14 protein-coding genes are annotated in these 16,263 nt (G+C 72.3%); 2 read left to right on the top strand and 12 right to left on the bottom strand.

Features of this window, described 5'->3' with window-relative positions; genetic code table 11:
* Positions 1–92: 92 nt before the first annotated feature.
* The 7 genes from RZ84_RS28380 to RZ84_RS28350 form a co-directional block, all read right to left on the bottom strand.
* On the bottom strand, positions 93–770 hold the full coding sequence (locus tag RZ84_RS28380; RefSeq protein ID WP_043266953.1) for a hypothetical protein: 678 nt from the start codon (positions 768–770) through the stop codon (positions 93–95).
* Positions 771–1,076: 306 nt separating this feature from the next.
* The gene (locus RZ84_RS28375) at positions 1,077–2,783 is read right to left on the bottom strand and encodes an AMP-binding protein (protein WP_241777893.1); all 1,707 of its coding nucleotides are present in this window, start codon (positions 2,781–2,783) and stop codon (positions 1,077–1,079) included.
* Positions 2,780–2,968, bottom strand: a complete 189-nt coding sequence (locus RZ84_RS28370; protein WP_043266951.1) for a hypothetical protein — start codon at positions 2,966–2,968, stop codon at positions 2,780–2,782. Before RZ84_RS28370 ends, RZ84_RS28375 begins: the two co-directional genes overlap by 4 nt.
* Before the next feature lie 310 nt (positions 2,969–3,278).
* Complete coding sequence (locus RZ84_RS28365; RefSeq protein WP_043266949.1) at positions 3,279–3,872, bottom strand: SUKH-4 family immunity protein; 594 nt, start codon at positions 3,870–3,872, stop codon at positions 3,279–3,281.
* Between the two features lie 3 nt (positions 3,873–3,875).
* Positions 3,876–5,417, bottom strand: a complete 1,542-nt coding sequence (locus RZ84_RS28360) for an AMP-binding protein (protein WP_043266947.1) — start codon at positions 5,415–5,417, stop codon at positions 3,876–3,878.
* Between the two features lie 254 nt (positions 5,418–5,671).
* A complete protein-coding gene (gene dmpI / locus RZ84_RS28355) occupies positions 5,672–5,854 on the bottom strand; it encodes a 4-oxalocrotonate tautomerase DmpI (RefSeq protein WP_043266945.1) in 183 nt (60 codons plus the stop codon).
* Between the two features lie 202 nt (positions 5,855–6,056).
* A complete protein-coding gene (locus RZ84_RS28350) occupies positions 6,057–6,980 on the bottom strand; it encodes a LysR family transcriptional regulator (protein WP_043266943.1) in 924 nt (307 codons plus the stop codon).
* A 112-nt stretch (positions 6,981–7,092) separates the two neighbouring features.
* Between RZ84_RS28350 and RZ84_RS28345 the strand changes: the two genes are divergently transcribed.
* Positions 7,093–7,653: a GNAT family N-acetyltransferase gene (locus tag RZ84_RS28345; RefSeq protein ID WP_043271051.1), complete on the top strand. Its 561-nt coding sequence runs from the start codon at positions 7,093–7,095 to the stop codon at positions 7,651–7,653.
* A gap of 273 nt (positions 7,654–7,926) precedes the next feature.
* On the opposite strand, the gene RZ84_RS28340 is transcribed toward RZ84_RS28345, so the two are convergent.
* Complete coding sequence (locus RZ84_RS28340; RefSeq protein WP_043266941.1) at positions 7,927–8,907, bottom strand: winged helix-turn-helix domain-containing protein; 981 nt, start codon at positions 8,905–8,907, stop codon at positions 7,927–7,929.
* A gap of 168 nt (positions 8,908–9,075) precedes the next feature.
* On the opposite strand from RZ84_RS28340, the gene RZ84_RS28335 reads away from it, so the two are divergent.
* Positions 9,076–10,326, top strand: a complete 1,251-nt coding sequence (locus tag RZ84_RS28335) for an MFS transporter (protein ID WP_052230198.1) — start codon at positions 9,076–9,078, stop codon at positions 10,324–10,326.
* Between the two features lie 78 nt (positions 10,327–10,404).
* Here RZ84_RS28335 and RZ84_RS37160 read toward each other — a convergent pair whose 3' ends face one another.
* From RZ84_RS37160 to RZ84_RS28320, 4 genes are all read right to left on the bottom strand, one after another.
* Positions 10,405–10,563 (bottom strand): hypothetical protein, encoded by a 159-nt coding sequence (locus tag RZ84_RS37160; protein WP_198540063.1) that lies wholly within the window; start codon positions 10,561–10,563, stop codon positions 10,405–10,407.
* A 335-nt stretch (positions 10,564–10,898) separates the two neighbouring features.
* On the bottom strand, positions 10,899–12,092 hold the full coding sequence (locus tag RZ84_RS28330; RefSeq protein WP_043266939.1) for an XdhC family protein: 1,194 nt from the start codon (positions 12,090–12,092) through the stop codon (positions 10,899–10,901).
* A gap of 66 nt (positions 12,093–12,158) precedes the next feature.
* On the bottom strand, positions 12,159–13,619 hold the full coding sequence (locus tag RZ84_RS28325) for an NCS2 family permease (RefSeq protein ID WP_043266937.1): 1,461 nt from the start codon (positions 13,617–13,619) through the stop codon (positions 12,159–12,161).
* 254 nt (positions 13,620–13,873) lie between these two features.
* Positions 13,874–16,261: a xanthine dehydrogenase family protein molybdopterin-binding subunit gene (locus RZ84_RS28320; RefSeq protein WP_043266935.1), complete on the bottom strand. Its 2,388-nt coding sequence runs from the start codon at positions 16,259–16,261 to the stop codon at positions 13,874–13,876.
* Positions 16,262–16,263: the final 2 nt, after the last annotated feature.

The following is a 16,263-nucleotide window of genomic DNA, read 5'->3' as shown; positions in this document are numbered from 1 at the left end:
GCGGGCGGCCGGGGAGCCGGTGACGGTCCGCAACGCGCACGGCCCGTGGGACTACCCCCGGCTCAGCGGCGCCACCGCGCGCCGACCGGCCATCAGCCCTGCGGCGGCAGGACGGCGCGGATGCCGCCCTGGGCGGTGGCCGGGGCCACCGTGGCGTAGCGGCCGTCGACCGCACCGTTGCCGGCGTACTCGGCGGTGTAGCCGCCCTTGAGCACGTCGGCGCCGGAGCGCGGCTTGTCGGCGGTGCAGGACGCCCGCCCGGCGGCGTTGGTCCTGGCCACGCACAGCACCTTGCCGGTGGTGTCCTTGAAGGTGATGGTCGCGTGCCAGAGGGCGTCCTCCGGGCCGGCGTCCCGGGCCCGGACCAGGGTGGCGTGCAGCCCGATGACCTTCAGCGGCTTCGTCGACAGCGTGGCCTTCCCGGCGGTCAGCCGGGTCGCCATCTGCGGTACGGCGGCGGCCGGTTCGCACAGCCCCCGGGACCAGTCGAAGAGTCCGCCGGGGGCGCAGGTCACGCGCCCCTCGTGGGCCGCGACGCGATGGGTGACGGGATCGCAGCGGTAGAAGCCGGCGGCGCTGTCGGCGTCCACCACCGTCGGCGCCACGGTCGCCGCGTCGACACCGCTCGCGCAGCCGGCGGTGAGCACCTCGCGGGTGGGGTTGTCCGGGCTGCCGGGCTGGACGACATCGGCGTAGGCGGGGGCGGCGAAGCTCCCCAGAGCGGCGGCCACGGCGGCGGCAGTGGTCGCCCAACGAGCAATACGGGTCATGGAATTCCCCTCTTGACCGGATTCCTGGCAGGATTTCCGGCCTGGTTGTCGGCCTGGTGTTTGGCCTGATTCGCGGCCTGGCCCCCGGCCAGGTGCGGCCGAACGAGCCAGGTCAGGACCCTATCGACCGCACCGCCCGGCACCGACGGCACCCCCGCCGGCGCGCCGCGGCCCGGCCGTCGGGGTGACCGGATTGCCGACCCCTGAACACCGCGCAGGGCGGCCGGTGTTGACCACGCCGACCACCCGTACGCCACGGAGTCGGCACGGCTCACCGACAGGCTGCCGGGCCGCCCGCTCGGCCGGTCACGTCTTCCCGGCCCGGCCGCCCAGCCTGCCCTCCTGGCGCGGGGGCCGTTCCTCCGCCGGTGGCCGCTGTGCCGTCCCCAGCCGCCGGGCCAGCTGCTCCCGGAGTTCGACCTTGCGGACCTTGCCGCTGACCGTCATGGGGAAGGCGTCGACGATCTCCAGATGGCGCGGCACCTTGAAGTGCGCGAGCCGGGAGCGGCAGTAGCGGGCCAACTCGTCGCGGGTGAGCGGGTCTTCGGGGTCGCGGAGGATGACGCAGGCGGCGATCTCCTCGCCGTACTTCTCGTCCGGGACGCCGATGATCTGGACGTCGGCGATCTTGGGGTGGGAGTAGAGGAACTCCTCGATCTCCCGCGGGTAGACGTTCTCACCGCCTCTGATGATCATGTCCTTGATGCGGCCGACGATCCGGACGTAACCGTCGTCGTTCATCACCGCGAGATCGCCGGTGTGCATCCACCGGGCCGGGTCGATGACCTCGGCGGTGCGCTCCGGGTCCTGCCAGTAGCCGAGCATCACGCTGTAGCCGCGGGTGCACAGTTCGCCCGGGGTGCCGCGCGGTACGGTCACCCCGCTCGCCGGGTCGACGACCTTGACCTCGATGTGCGGCAGCACCCGCCCGACGGTCGCGGTGCGGTGCTCCAGGTCGTCGCCCCGCCGGGTCTGGGTGGAGACCGGCGAGGTCTCGGTCATCCCGTAGCAGATGGACACCTCCGGCATGTGCATCTCGGTGAGCACCCGCTTCATCACCTCCTCCGGACACGGTGAGCCGGCCATGATGCCGGTGCGGAGTGAGGTCAGGTCGTAGTCGGCGAAGTCCGGGAGGTTCAGCTCGGCGATGAACATGGTGGGGACGCCGTAGAGCGCGGTGCAGCGCTCGTCCTGGACGGCCCGGAGGGTGGCGGCGGCGTCGAAGGCGGGCGCCGGGATGACGATGCAGCCGCCGTGCGAGGTGATGCCGAGGTTGCCCATCACCATGCCGAAGCAGTGGTAGAAGGGCACCGGCAGGCACACCCGGTCGTGCTCGGTGTAGTCGATGGTCTCGGCGACCCAGTAGCCGTTGTTGAGGATGTTGTGGTGCGAGAGCGTCGCGCCCTTGGGGAAGCCGGTGGTGCCGGAGGTGTACTGGATGTTGACCGGGTCGTCGGCGGTCAGCGTCTTCTCGCACTCGGCGAGTCGGGTGTGCGGTACGGCCGCTCCGGCGGCCAGCAGCCCGCCCCAGGTCGGGTCGCCGATGTACACCACGTCGCGCAGCGCCGGGCACTCGGCCCGCACCTGCTCGATCATCCGCCGGTAGTCGCTCGCCTTGTGCGCGACGGCGGAGACCAGCACGCTGACCCCGGCCTGCTGGAGCACATACGCCAACTCATGGACGCGGTAAGCCGGGTTGACGTTCACCAGGATCGCGCCGAGCCGCGCGGTGGCGTACTGGACGAGGACCCACTCGGCGCAGTTGGGCGCCCAGATGCCCACCCGGTCGCCCTTGCCCACGCCCTTGGCGAGCAGCCCGAGCGCCACCTCGTCGATCGCCCGGCCCAGTTCCGCGTACGTCCAGCGGCGGTTCCCGGCCACCTCGACGAGTGCCTCGCGTTCGCCGAAGCGGGCGATGGTCCGGGCCAGATCGGCCCCGATGGTCCGGCCGAGCAGCGGACGGTCCGCCGCCCCGCTCGCGTACGACAGCTCGGTCTGCGGCTGGCTGCTCATCGCTGGTTCTCCTTCCGGTACGCGGCGCCGCCGTGGCCCGGCGCGCGGCCCACGCGCCGGGCGGTACGGCGGATCTCGCCGGAGACGGTCTTCGGCAGATCGGCGCATCCCCTGGCCTCAAGGGGCGAAAGCAGCGCTCCGCCCTCCGGAGGCACCCCGTCCGACACATCCACCCATGCGGTCATCCACTACTCCCAGAAGCACGACGTCGGCCATCGCTGCACTGCACCCGCAAGGCTGCCCACTGGAGAGGACGCGTCACTCCAGGAACATCCCCTACGCGCCTGGTACAGCATGGCGTCCCGGGTGCCCGAAAGGCCCCTGACTCGCCCGCCCTTTCGCACGCGGAGGCCGGCTCGCCCCGGACGGCAGCCGGCGCCCGGCAGCCGGCCGGCGGCCACCGGGCGCACTCCCCCCGCAACGGGACGCGCCCCGGCCCCTGTTGAGGGACCGGGGCGCTCACCGGCCACGCGTCGCCGTACCCGTGACGCCCCGTCACCGGGGCCTGTCCGATGGGTCAGGGGTGGGCGGGGACCAGTCCCAGGCGAGGCGCTCGGGCATGACGGGCCACAGGCACCGGTCGTCGGCGAAGGCGGCGGGGTCGAGGGCGCGCAGTTCTCCGTTCGGCTCCTTCGCCACGGCCTCGATGTCCTCGGGCATGTCGTGGTCCGGGTGGAGCAGTTCGGCGTTGCGGTGCAACGCGGCGAGGAACCGTGCGAAGAGGTCGATCCCGCTGTTCACGAACGCGACCCCGGCATCCCCGTCGAGGAAGATCCACACCTTCCCGGTGGCCCCGTCGAGCAGGGACGTGTCGGTGCAGGTGTATCCGGGAACGCCCCAGCCGTCGAGCGGCGCTTCGGTGAAGTCGCCGAGATGCGCGATGCGGTCCAGCGCACTCGTCAGCCCCGATCCCAGTTCGCCGTCGTCCCAGAAGACGAACTCCGGGACGTCGGGCAGGCCGACCTCCTCAAGGAACCGGGCCGTCGGGGCGTGTGTGACGGCCGGGTTGATCCGCTCCGGCGGAACCGTGGCCAGCCCCTCGGCACCGAAGACGGCCGCGATCTCCGCGCGCGATATCGCGAACGTCACAAGCTAGTTGACCTCTCGCTCAAGGCCCGACCAGTACGGGCGGCGGAGCTTGAACTTCTGGATCTTTCCGGTGGCCGTGCGCGGGATGGAGTCGCGGAACTCCACGGACGTCGGGGCCTTGTAGCCGGCCATGCGCTGCTTGCAGTGGGCGATGATGTCGGACTCCTGGGCCGTGGCACCCTCGGCGAGGACGACGAGGGCCTTGATCGTCTCGCCCCACTTCTCGTGCGGGACGCCGATGACGGCGACCTCGGCGACTGCCGGGTGGCTGAAGATCGCGTCCTCCACCTCGATCGACGAGACGTTCTCACCGCCGGTGATGATGACGTCCTTCTTCCGGTCGGAGATCGTCAGATGGCCGTCGGCGGGGTCGAGGGTGCCGCCGTCGCCGGTGTGGAACCAGCCGTCCACCAGCGCCTCCGCGGTCTCCTCGGGCTTCTCCCAGTAGCCGTCCAGCACCGTGTTCGAGCGGGCCAGCACCTCGCCGGAGTCCGAGACCCTCAGCTTGACGCCGAGGGCGGGCAGGCCCGCGCGGGAGAGCCTGCGGGCGCGCTCCTCGGCGGGGAGGCCGACGTCGGCAGGGCGGGTGCGGTTGAAGGTGAGCAGCGGCGAGGTCTCGGTCAGGCCGTAGAGCTGGGTGAACTCCCAGCCCAGTTCCTCCGCCACGCGCCGGATGGTCCTGGTGGGCGGCGGGGCGCCCGCGCAGATCAGCCGTACCCGGTCCCGTCCCGGGATCTCGCCCTCCCAGTTCGCCGCCGCGTCCAGGACCATGTTCCATACCGCGGGCGCGCCGCACATCAGCGTGACGCCGTGCTCGTCGACCCGCCGGAGGATCTCGGCGCCGTCGACCTTGCGCAGCGCCACCTGCTTCACGCCGAGGCCGGCCGTCACATACGGCATGCCCCAGCCGTTGCAGTGGAACATCGGCAGCGTGTGCAGGTAGACATCGCGCTCCCACACCCGGGTGTGCAGGCCGAAGGTCATGCCGTTGACCCAGATGTTGCGGTGGGTCAGCTGCACGCCCTTGGGGCGGGCGGTGGTGCCCGAGGTGTAGTTGATCGTCGCGGTGGCGTCCTCGTCCGGCTCCGACCAGGGGCGCGGCTCGACGCCGAACCGCATCACCTCGGTGTCGGTCTGCTCACCGAGGACGAACCGGTGGCGCGCCGTGACGCCGGAGAGCGCGTCGTCCAGTTCCGGGTCGACGAGGAGGACGGCGGAACCGCTCTGCCGGACGACGTAGTCGACTTCGTCGGGCTTGAGGCGGAAGTTGACGGGGACGCAGATGCGGCCACTCATCGGTACCGCGAACAGCAGCTCCAGCATGCGTGCGGAGTTGTGGCTGGCGACCGCCACCCGCTCGCCTTCGCCGACGCCGAGGGCGTCCAGCCCCGCCTGCCAGGCGCGGACGCGTTCGCCGAACCGCCCGTAGGTCGACTCGGGCACCGGCGTGGCGGGCTGCTGCGGCTCGTCGACCACGCCCGGGCTGTCCCGGAAGCCCAGCTCGGCCCGGTCGAGGAAGTCCGCGATCGTCATCGGTGTCCGCATGCTCTCTCCTGTATCCGGAACAGCACCTGTCACGGCCGGGCGGCCGTCCGCGCTGTCCTCATGATTGCCGCAGTGCCTGCTGCCAGCATGTAATCAGCGGCGGAGGTCCCACCACCCCCTGATGGGCGAAAGCACAGGTGGCGGCGTGCGGAGTGCGTCGGGGCGAGCGGTTCCGTCGACGTGGCGGTGGCGTCGTCACGGCCGCAGGGGGACGGGGGCGCCGGCCCGTCCCCCTGCGCGGCGACCGGCTGCGGCTACTTGTCCGCGGTGAGCTGCCCGGCCGCGCCCCAGCTGTCGGCCGGGTACTCCTGGATCCAGACCTGCACGGTCTCGGCGGGGATCCGGTACGCGTCCACGAACGCGTCGGTGATCTGCCGGACCAGCTCCCGCTTCAGCTCGACGCTGCGGGGACCCTGCTGAACGGTGACGATGGGCATGTCCGTACTCCTCAACTCGATGGCGAGCGGCGGCGGTTGGGATGTCCGTCCGCCCCGGGTTTCCGGGTGGCTCGCCGGGGTGACCCCAGTCCATCGCGAACGGGTCCGGTGACCAAGAAGCTGATCGCGCACGCAGCGATCACGAAGCGAGATCGCCGGCGGAGGACCGGTCACGGGGCGGGGTCGCCGGCGGCGGCGCGGGTCACGGGGCAAGGTCGTCGTCGGCGGTGCGGGTCGCACAGGCCCGGAGCAGCGCTTCGAGCCCGGGAGGCGGGTCGGCGCGGCGGACCGCGAGATAGGTGGTGAGCTCCATGCCGGGGTTGCGGAACGGGAGGTACGCCACCCGCGGCGTGCTCAGCCGGCGGGCGTGGGCCGCGTAGACGACCGTCCACATGCCCGCGGCGGACCCGCACGCGCCGATCGCGGTCAGGGTGTCGTCCAGCGAACCGTACGCGGGGCCCGGTACCGGCGCGAAGCCGGCGGCGTGGCAGGCGGAGACGACCAGGTCGACCAGCGCCCGGTTGTTCCGGCGCTCGGTCAGCACCAGCGGTACGCCCGCGAAGTCGGCGAGCGCGACGGTGCCCGGCGAGGCGGCGAGCGGGTGCCGGGCCGGGACGACCGCGACCAGCGGGTCCTGCCAGAGCGGGAGGTATCGCAGCCCGTCCCGGCCGGTGTCGGCCACCTCGCCGCGGAGGAACGCCGCGTCCAGCTCGCCGGCGGCGACCCGGTCGAGCCGCTCCCGGGTCCGTCCCGCGACCAGCTCCACACGGATCTCCGGCGCGCTGCCGGCGAGCGCGTCGAGCACCCGGTCGAGATGGGTGCCCAGGCCCGTACTCGTCCCCAGGCGGAGCGTGGTGGCGCGGGCCGCGGCCAGTTCGGCGACGACGGCGCGGGCGCGCTCCTCGGCGGCGAGCAGCGCCCGCGCCTCCGGGAGGAACCGCTCGCCGGCCGCGGTGAGCCGCACCTGGCGCGCCGAACGGTCGAACAGCTCGGTCCGCAGCTCCCGTTCGAGCCGCCGGACCTGCTGGCTCACCGCCGACTGCACGATGTGCAGCCGGTCCGCGGCCCGCCCGAAATGCAGCTCCTGCGCGACCATGACGAAATACCGCACCTGCCGCAGCTCCACACCCGCCCCTCCCCACCCTTCCCCGGCCCTCTCGGGCCCCACCCGGACCAACCGCGCCGGCCGGCGGTCAATTCCCTTGTCCGGCCGGCCGCGGCCCGGCCATCATGCCCGCATGATCGATACGACGGCACTCGCCGAGAAGCCGGTGCTGACCGGTGACCGCATCCGGCTGGTCCCGCTGTCGGACCGGCATGCGACCGCCTTCCACGCCACGTTCCGGGACCCGGAGACCCGCCGGCTGACCGGCACCCACCAGGACTGGACCGTGGCGGGGATGCGCGCCTGGATCGCCGAGTGCGCCACCCGCACGGACCGGCTGGACCTCGCCATCGAGGACCGGGAGACCGGCGGCTACCTGGGCGATCTCGCACTCAGCCGGATCGACCCGGCGAACGCCCACGGCAGCTTCCGGATCGCCCTGGCCCCTTCCGCCACCGGCCGCGGCATCGGCTCCGAGGCGATCCGGCTGCTCCTCGGCCACGCCTTCGAACGGATCGGCCTGCACCGCGTCCAGCTGGAGGTCTTCGCGTACAACGACCGCGCCCGGCGCGCCTACGAGCGCTGCGGCTTCGTGCTGGAGGGCCGGATGCGCCAGGCCCTGCGCTGGGACGGTGCCTGGCACGACGTACTGGTGATGGCGGCGCTGCGCCCCGAGCGGGCGGACGCTCGGTAGTTCTCCCCATTGACTCCTCCCCTTCGTGGACGGCTCCGTTGGGGCCCAACGGAGCCGTGGACGAGGGGGATTCCTGGCTCACGTCGCCTGCGGCCCGGCGGACCGGCAGACGGCGGACCGGCGGACGGCGGACCGGCGGACGGCGGACCGGCAGGTCTTGCAGGATCAGCGCCGGCCGGATACGAGACCGGCCCGGACCAGCCGCCGCAACGGGGTGCCGCCGAGGCAGCAGCTCACCAACTCCCGTACGCCCAGGGTGACATCGGGGAGAGGTCAGGGGTCCCGCTCCCCCGCCAGCCGGTCGCCGTCCTCCGTGCGCCGGTAGACCACCCGCCGCCCCACCCGCGTCCCCGCCACCAGGCCGGCCTCGCGCAGTACGGACAGATGGCCGCCGATGGTGCCGAGGGACTGGCCGAGCCGGGCGGCGAGTTCGGTGCTGGTGGCGGGGTGGGCGAGTTCGTGGAGGATGGCGGCGCGGCCGGTGCCGATGAGGCGCGTCAGGGCGCCGCGGGGGCGGCCGGGGGTGAGCGCGGTGGCCGCGCCGCGGGCCGGATAGACCTGGGCGTAGTGGCCCGGCGGGCCCTGGCAGAGCCAGGTGCCGGTGGACAGGCTGACCGGGACGAAGAGCATGCCGTCGTCGCCGATGACGCGCTCGGGGCCGGGGCGGTTGCTGAAGCGGATGGCGTCGGCGCCGACCCAGGTGCTGTGCCGGCTCATCTGCTCCAGGGCGCGGGGCCAGCCGTACGCGGCGAGGAGCCCGGCCCGGTAGGCCACATCGCGTTCGAGGAGGGCGCGGCGGCGGGGCCAGTCGGGGGCGATGTGGGCGGTCCAGAGGGCGTCGAGGAGGTCGGCGGTGCGGGGGCCCCAGTCGTGTCCGGTGAGCCAGTCCAGGTCGTGGCGGCGCCAGCTGTGGCTGAGCGAGGGCGCCAGCTCGGCGCGGAAGGCGTCGTCCGATACGGCGCGTACGGCCGCGAGTTCGCGGGGCAGGGCGGTACGCATACCGTCCGGTGGCGGAACCGCGACGAAGCCGGGCAGCCACTTGGTGGAGCTGATCAGCCCGATCAGGCCCCTGGCGAAGGGGTCGGCGTCGAGGGTGGCGGTGAAGTCGGGGAGGTGGCGGGCGCGCCAGGACGCGAACCAGGGGTCGGGGTGGGGCCGGGCGAGGGCGATCGCCGTGCCCAGCGTTTCGGCGAGAGGGGAGAGCGCGAAGCGGGAGCGGGAGAGGGCGAGCGGGCTCAGCCGGAGTGTGGTCATCGCGGCCTTCCGTCGGGGTGCGGCGTCGGTTTTCTTTCCGACCTTCTTCGCGTGTTCTGCGCGGTGTTCTGCGCAATCTTCTGCCTTCTGCGCGGTCTTCTTCCCCGAGTTCTTTCGCCTGGTGCCGAAAGCATAGGGTTCCCGGACGGGGCCCGCAGACTCCGTCGGGTGCGCTCCTCCCTTTTCTCCCTTGCGGATTTCCGCTGGTTCCTGGCCGGGCAGACGGTGTCGCTGCTGGGCAGTGCGATGGCCCCGGTCGCCCTGACCTTCGCGGTACTGGACGCCGCGTCCGGCAGTGCCGGCGATCTCGGCGTCGTGCAGGCCGCCCGTATGGTGCCGCTGCTGACGTTCCTGCTGGTGGGCGGCGCGACGGCGGACCGGTTCGGGCGCCGTAAGGTGCTGGTGGCGGCCAATCTGGGCGCGGCGCTCACCCAGGGTGCGGTCGCCTGGCTGCTGCTGACCGGGCACTACGCGCTGCTGCCGGTGGCCGGGCTGGAGGTGCTGAACGGTGTGCTGGCCGCGTTCACCGCACCGGCGCTGCGCGGTGTGGTACCGGAGCTCGTCGGCGCGGCTCGGCTGCGGTCGGCCAATGCGCTGCTGGGGTCGGTGCGGAACGCGACCAAGGTGCTCGGGCCGGGGCTGTCGGGCGGGTGCGTGCTGGTGGTCGGCAGCGGGCCGGCGATCGCCTTCGACGCGCTGACGTATCTGGTGGCGGCCGGGTGCCTGGCCCGGGTCTCGCTCCGCGGCGGGGCGCCGGACCGGCGCCGGTCCTCCGTGGCGGCCGAAATCCGCGACGGGTGGCGGGAGTTCCGGCGTATCCGGTGGGTGTGGCTGGGGACGCTGTCGTTCTTCGTCGTCAACCTGGTGCAGACCGGGACCTGGCAGATCCTGGGGCCCGCGCTGACCCGGCAGGCCGGCGGTGCGGCGGCCTGGGGCGTGGTGCTGAGCGTGCGGGGCGCCGGGCTGCTGGCGGCGGGTGCGGTGCTGTACCGGCTGGCGGTGCGGCGGCTGCTCGGACTGGGGCAGTTGACGAGTGCGCTGAGCGCGTTGCCGCTGCTGGTGCTGGGGGCGCGGCTGGGCACTCCCTGGCTGGTGGCCGGTGCGTTCGCCGCCGGGCTCGGGGTCGCGGTGACGGGTGTCGCCTGGGACACCTCGCTCCAGGAGCACGTCCCCCGGCACGTGTTGTCCCGGGTCGCGTCGTACAACGATCTGCTGTCGTATGTCGCCATCCCCGTGGGGCAGTTGTGCGTGGGGCCGCTCGCCAGGACGTACGGCGGCTTCCGGGTGGCCGCGGTGGCAGGGGCGGTCTCCGCCGTGGCGGCCGTGCTGCCGCTGGCCTCCGGTGCGGTGCGCCGGCTGCCGCACGGCGGGCGACCGGGCGGCGACGCGGACGGCGCGCCCGCGGCCCCCGGCGGGTGAGGGCAGGGGGCCGCGGGGCGGTGGCGGGGCGGTCAGGGCGCGGTGGTAAGGGCGCTGTGGTCAGGGCGTCACAGCCGCTCACCGAACCGCCGGATGTACCCAGCTCTTGACCCCCTGCGTCAGCGGGCAGTACGCCGCCAACGTCCCGATCAGCCACGGGAAGTAGCTCATCGGCAGCGCCTGCATGCCGAGCACACCGGCCACCGGCGAGAGCGGCAGCCACACGCCGACCGTCATGACGGCGACAGGGCGACAGGGCGGCGGGCGGCGGAAGCGCCGTGCGGGATTCGTTCCCGGATGCATTCGCACTCGCCGACGCGTTATCGGTCGCCGCCACTGTCGCCTTCGCCATCGCGTTCACACCCTCGCGGTGTGCTGCACGAACGCGGTGTGCTGCGCGAAAAGCGGCGTGCTGCACGAAAAGGCAACGGCACGGGCGCGCCCCCCGCAGGGATATCGCGCCCGTGCCGTAGCGGCCCCAAGGCCCGACCGCGGGGCCGGCGGCGTCAGGTACGCCGGTCCCGCGGGTCCTGCCGGCCCCGAGTCCCGCCGGACTTCGGGCCGCCCGGCCCTCAGGCCACCGACCCGATCCGCCCCACCGGCCGGGCCGTGTCGTGGTGGATCGGGGTGTGCGCACCGGTCAGCGGCGCGCCGGTGCCGCCGCGGCGGTTGGCGACGATCTCGGCGGCGATGGACAGCGCGGTCTCCTCGGGCGTGCGCGCGCCGAGGTCCAGCCCTATCGGCGAGCGGAGCCGGTTGAGCTCGATCTCGGTGAGGCCGACGTCGCGCAGCCGCTGCTGGCGGTCGAGGTGGGTGCGGCGCGAGCCCATGGCGCCGACGTAGGCGACGGGGAGCTTGAGCGCCCGTTCCAACAGCGGGACGTCGAACTTGGCGTCGTGGGTGAGGACGCAGAGCACGGTGCGGGGGTCGAGATCCTGGGAGTCGAGGTAGCGGTGCGGCCAGTCGACGACGATCTCGTCGGCGTCCGGGAAGCGGGTCCGGGTCGCGAAGACGGGGCGGGCGTCGCAGACGGTGACGTGGTAGTTGAGGAACTTGCCGACCCGGACCAGCGCGGACGCGAAGTCGATGGCGCCGAAGACGATCATCCGGGGCGCGGGGACGGAGGATTCGACGAGCAGGACGACCGGCGTCCCGCACCGCGAACCCTCCACCCCGATCTCCAGGGTCGTGGTGCGCCCGGCGTCCAGCAGGGCGCGGGTCTCCCCGGCCGCGGTGCGGTCGAGGGCGGGGTGTCCGCCGAGGGTGCCGGTGTGACTGCCGTCGGGGCGGACGAGGAGGGCGTTGCCGACCAGTTCGGCCGGGCCCTCGACGATCCGCGCGACCGCCGCCGTCTCTCCCGATGCGGCGGCGGCCAGCGCGGCGGCGAGCGTTGCGGCAGTGCTGTCCACCACAGGCCCCCCGGAGCCGCTGTCGGCAGCGGATCCGGGGGCGCTCACCTGTACCGGGGTGATGAGGATGTCGATGATGCCGCCGCAGGTCAGGCCCACGGCGAAGGCGTCCTCATCGCTGTAGCCGAAGCGCTCCAGGACCGGTTCGCCGGTCCGCAGGACCTCCTGGCACAGCTCGTAGACCGCTCCCTCCACGCATCCGCCGGAGACCGACCCGATCGCCGTGCCGTCGCGGTCGACGGCGAGGGCGGCACCGGGCTGGCGGGGCGCGCTGCCGTTGGTGGCCACCACGGTGGCCACGGCGAAGGCGCGTCCCTGCTCGACCCACCGGTTCAGCTCTTCGGCGATGTCCAGCATGTCGGTCTCCTTACGGATGGATGGGGGCCCCACTCGAGTAAAGCCGAGAGTGGGGGCGGACGGGCGTTACTTGATGCCCAGCCACTGCTGGATCGGATGGAGCGAGAAGTAGACGAGGAAGATGCCGGTCAGCACCCACATGAAACCGCCGATCTCGCGCCACTTGCCCTGGGCCGCCTTGATGGCGGTGTAGGCGACGACGCCGGCACCGACGCCGGTGGTGATCTGGTAGGTGAACGGCATCAGGGCCACGGTCAGGAAGACCGGGATGGACACCGCGCGGTCGCTCCAGTCCACATGGCTGGCGACGCTCATCATCATCGAGCCGATGACGACCAGAGCGGCGGCTGCCACCTGGGCCGGCACGAGCTGGGTGACCGGGGTGAAGAACAGGCAGGCCGCGAAGAGCAGACCGGTGACGACGGACGACAGACCGGTACGGGCACCCTCGCCGACGCCGCTGGCCGACTCGATGAACACGGTCTGTCCGGAGCCGCCGGCGAGACCGCCGATGGCACCGCCGGCGCCGTCCACGAACAGCGCCTTGGACAGGCCAGGCATCCGGCCCTTGTCGTCGGCCAGCTTGGCCTCCGTGCCGACACCGATGATGGTGGCCATGGCGTCGAAGAAGCCGGCCAGCACCAGGGTGAAGACGATCATGCCGACGCTGAGGGCGCCGATGGAGCCCCAGCCGCCGAACTGCACGTGCCCGAAGAGCCCGAAGTCCGGCATCGACACCGCGCTGCCGTTCAGCGCCGGCGGCGTGCCGCCCCAGTCCTTGGCGGTCAGTCCGCCGAGCTTGGTGGCGGCGATGGAGAACACCGAGCCGACGACGATGCCGATGAGGATGGCGCCGGGGACCTTGCGGGCCTGCAGCATGAAGATCAGCAGCAGGGTCAGGCAGAAGAACAGGACGGGCCAGCCGGAGAGGTTGCCGGTGGCGCCCAGGGTGACCGGGGTGCCGATGCCCTTGCCGACGAACCCGGCCTTCACCAGGCCGATCAGGGCGACGAACATGCCGATGCCCATGGTGATCGCGTGCTTGAGGGCGAGCGGGATGGCGTTCATGACCATCTCCCGCAGGCCGGTGACGACCAGCAGGCAGATGACGACGCCGTACATCACGCACATGCCCATGGCCTGCGGCCAGGTCATGTTGGGGACGACCTGGGTGGTCAGGGCCGCGGAGACGTTCAGGCCCGCCGCGAGCGCCAGCGGGACCTTCCCGACGAAGCCCATCAGCAGGGTGCAGACGGCGGCGCCGAACGCGGTGGCGGTGACCAGGCCGGCGTGCGCGAGGGTGTTCTTGTGGACGTCCTGGACCGAGCCCAGAATGACCGGGTTGAGCAGCAGGATGTAACACATCGCCATGAAGGTGGTGATGCCGCCGCGCATTTCCCGCGCGATGGACGACCCTCTGTCGGAGATGTGGAAGTACCGGTCGAGCCAGGACCGGCCGGCGGGCTGACGCGAGCCGTCGCCCGCGTCTTCCGCCGTGGTCATCGGCTCAGTGGACTGCTGGGTCATGGTGCCTTACTCCCAAGGTTCATAGGGGCACTCGCTCGGGGCGAGATTTGGGATGGATCTTCGGCTGCACGACCCGGGGGAACGGCCCGAGACGAACGGGGTGCTGCCGGCCCCTTGGTGGAGCGGGTCAGCGACTGCGTGGTGCGGGGAGATCTCCGGACGGTGCGCTGAGGAGGACGGACAGGGACACCCCTGAAACGCACCGCCCGGAGGGCGTGGGGGCCTGGGGAGGGTGGCCCCCAGGCGGTATGCGGTTAGGTGCCGGTGAGGTGCTCGGGGCGTACCGGCGTCTTGTTGAGCTCCAGCCCGGTCGCGTTCCGGATCGCCGCGAGGACGGCCGGGGTGGACGACAGGGTGGGGGCCTCGCCGATGCCGCGCAGCCCGTAGGGGGCGTGCTCGTCGGCGAGTTCGAGCACATCGACCGGGATGGACGGCGTGTCGAGAATCGTGGGGATGAGGTAGTCCGTGAAGGAGGGGTTGCGCACCTTCGCGGTCTTGGGGTCGACGATGATCTCCTCCATGACCGCCACGCCCAGGCCCTGGGTGGTACCACCCTGGATCTGGCCGACGACGGACAGCGGGTTGAGCGCCTTGCCGACGTCCTGCGCCACCGCCAGCTCGATGACCTTGACCAGGCCGAGCTCGGTGTCCACCTCCACGACCGCGCGGTGGGCCGCGAAGGAGTACTGGACGTGGCCGTTGCCCTGGCCGGTGACCAGGTCGAACGCCTCGGTGGGCCGGTGCCGGAACTCCAGCTCCAGGTCGATCGCCTCGCCCTCCAGGACGTCGACGAGATCGGCCAGCACCTCACCGCCGTCGGTGACGACCTTGCCGCCCTCCAGCAGCAGTTCGGCGGTGGCCCACGCGGGGTGGTAGGTGCCGAACTTGGCGCGGCCCAGCTGCAGGACCTTCTCGCGCACCGCCTCGCAGGTGTTCTTCACCGCACCACCGGTCATGTACGTCTGGCGGGAGGCGGAGGTGGAGCCGGCGGAGCCGACCTGGGTGTCGGCGGGGTGGATGGTGACCTGCTCGACGCCGAGTTCGGTGCGGGCGATCTGGGCGTGCACGGTGACGCCGCCCTGGCCGACCTCCGCCATCGCGGTGTGCACGGTGGCGACCGGCTCACCGGCCAGCACCTCCATGCGGACCCGGGCGGTGGAGTAGTCGTCGAAGCCCTCGGAGAAGCCGACGTTCTTGATGCCGACGGCGTAGCCGACACCGCGGACGACGCCCTCGCCGTGCGTGGTGTTGGACAGGCCGCCGGGCAGCGCCCGGACGTCGGCGCCCTCGCCGGCCGCCAGCCACTGCTGCTCCGGGGGAAGCGGCATCGCCTTGATGCGCCGGAGGAGTTCGGCGACCGGGGCCGGCGAGTCGACCGGCTGCCCGGTCGGCATGATGGTGCCCTGCTCCATGGCGTTGAGCTGCCGGAACTCGACCGGGTCCAGGCCCAGCTTCGCGGCGAGCTTGTCCATCTGCGCCTCGTACGCGAAGCACGCCTGGACCGCGCCGAAGCCGCGCATCGCGCCGCAGGGCGGGTTGTTGGAATAGAGCGCGATGGCCTCGATGTCGACGTCGTCGATGACGTACGGGCCGACCGAGAGGGACGAGGCGTTGCCGACGACCGCCGGGGAGGCGGACGCGTAGGCGCCGCCGTCCAGGACGATCCGGCACTTCATGTGGGTGAGCTTGCCGTCCTTGGTGGCGCCGTGCTCGTACCAGAGCTTCGCGGGGTGCCGGTGGACGTGCCCGAAGAAGGACTCGAACCGGTTGTAGACGATCTTGACGGGCTTTCCGGTGCGCAGCGCCAGGAGGCAGGCGTGGATCTGCATCGACAGGTCCTCGCGACCGCCGAACGCGCCGCCGACGCCGGAGAGCGTCATCCGCACCTTCTCCTCCGGCAGGCCGAGGACCGGGGCGATCTGGCGGAGGTCGGAGTGCAGCCACTGGGTGGCGACGTAGAGGTCGACACCGCCGTCCTCACCGGGCACCGCCAGACCGGACTCCGGACCGAGGAACGCCTGGTCCTGCATGCCGAAGACGTACTCGCCGGAGACGATGACGTCGGCCTTCTCGGCGGCCTCGGCGACGTTGCCGCGGACGATCGGCTGCCGGTGGACGATGTTGGGGTGCGGTACGTGGCCCGCGTGGTGGTCGTCGCGGTTCTCGTGGACCAGCGGCGCGCCCTCGGCGGTCGCGGACGCCTCGTCGGTGATCACCGGCAGCTGCTTGTACTCGATCTTGATCTTGGCGGCGGCACGCCGCGCGGTCTCCGGGTGGTCGGCGGCGACCAGCGCCACCGGCTCACCGTGGTGCCGGACCTTGCCGTGCGCGAGAACCGGCGTGTCCTGGATCTCCAGGCCGTAGTTCTTCACGTCGGTGGGCAGGTCGTCGTAGGTGAGGACGGCGTAGACACCGGAGGTCGCCAGCGCCTCGGAGGTGTCGATGGAGACGATCTCGGCGTGTGCCTCGGTGGAGCGGAGCGTGAAGCCCCACAGCATGTCCTCGTGCCACATGTCCGAGGAGTAGGCGAACTCACCGGTCACCTTGAGGGTGCCGTCCGGGCGGAGCGTGGAGGCGCCGATACCGGCGTCGGTCTTGCCGCCCTGGGTGAGGTCGGTGGGTGTACGGGTGGCACCAGCCATGG

Source organism: Streptomyces sp. CT34 (assembly GCF_000805335.1).
Lineage (GTDB): Bacteria > Actinomycetota > Actinomycetes > Streptomycetales > Streptomycetaceae > Streptomyces.
Note: the sequence above shows the minus strand (reverse complement) of the source record. Positions and strands in the feature narration are given on the sequence as shown.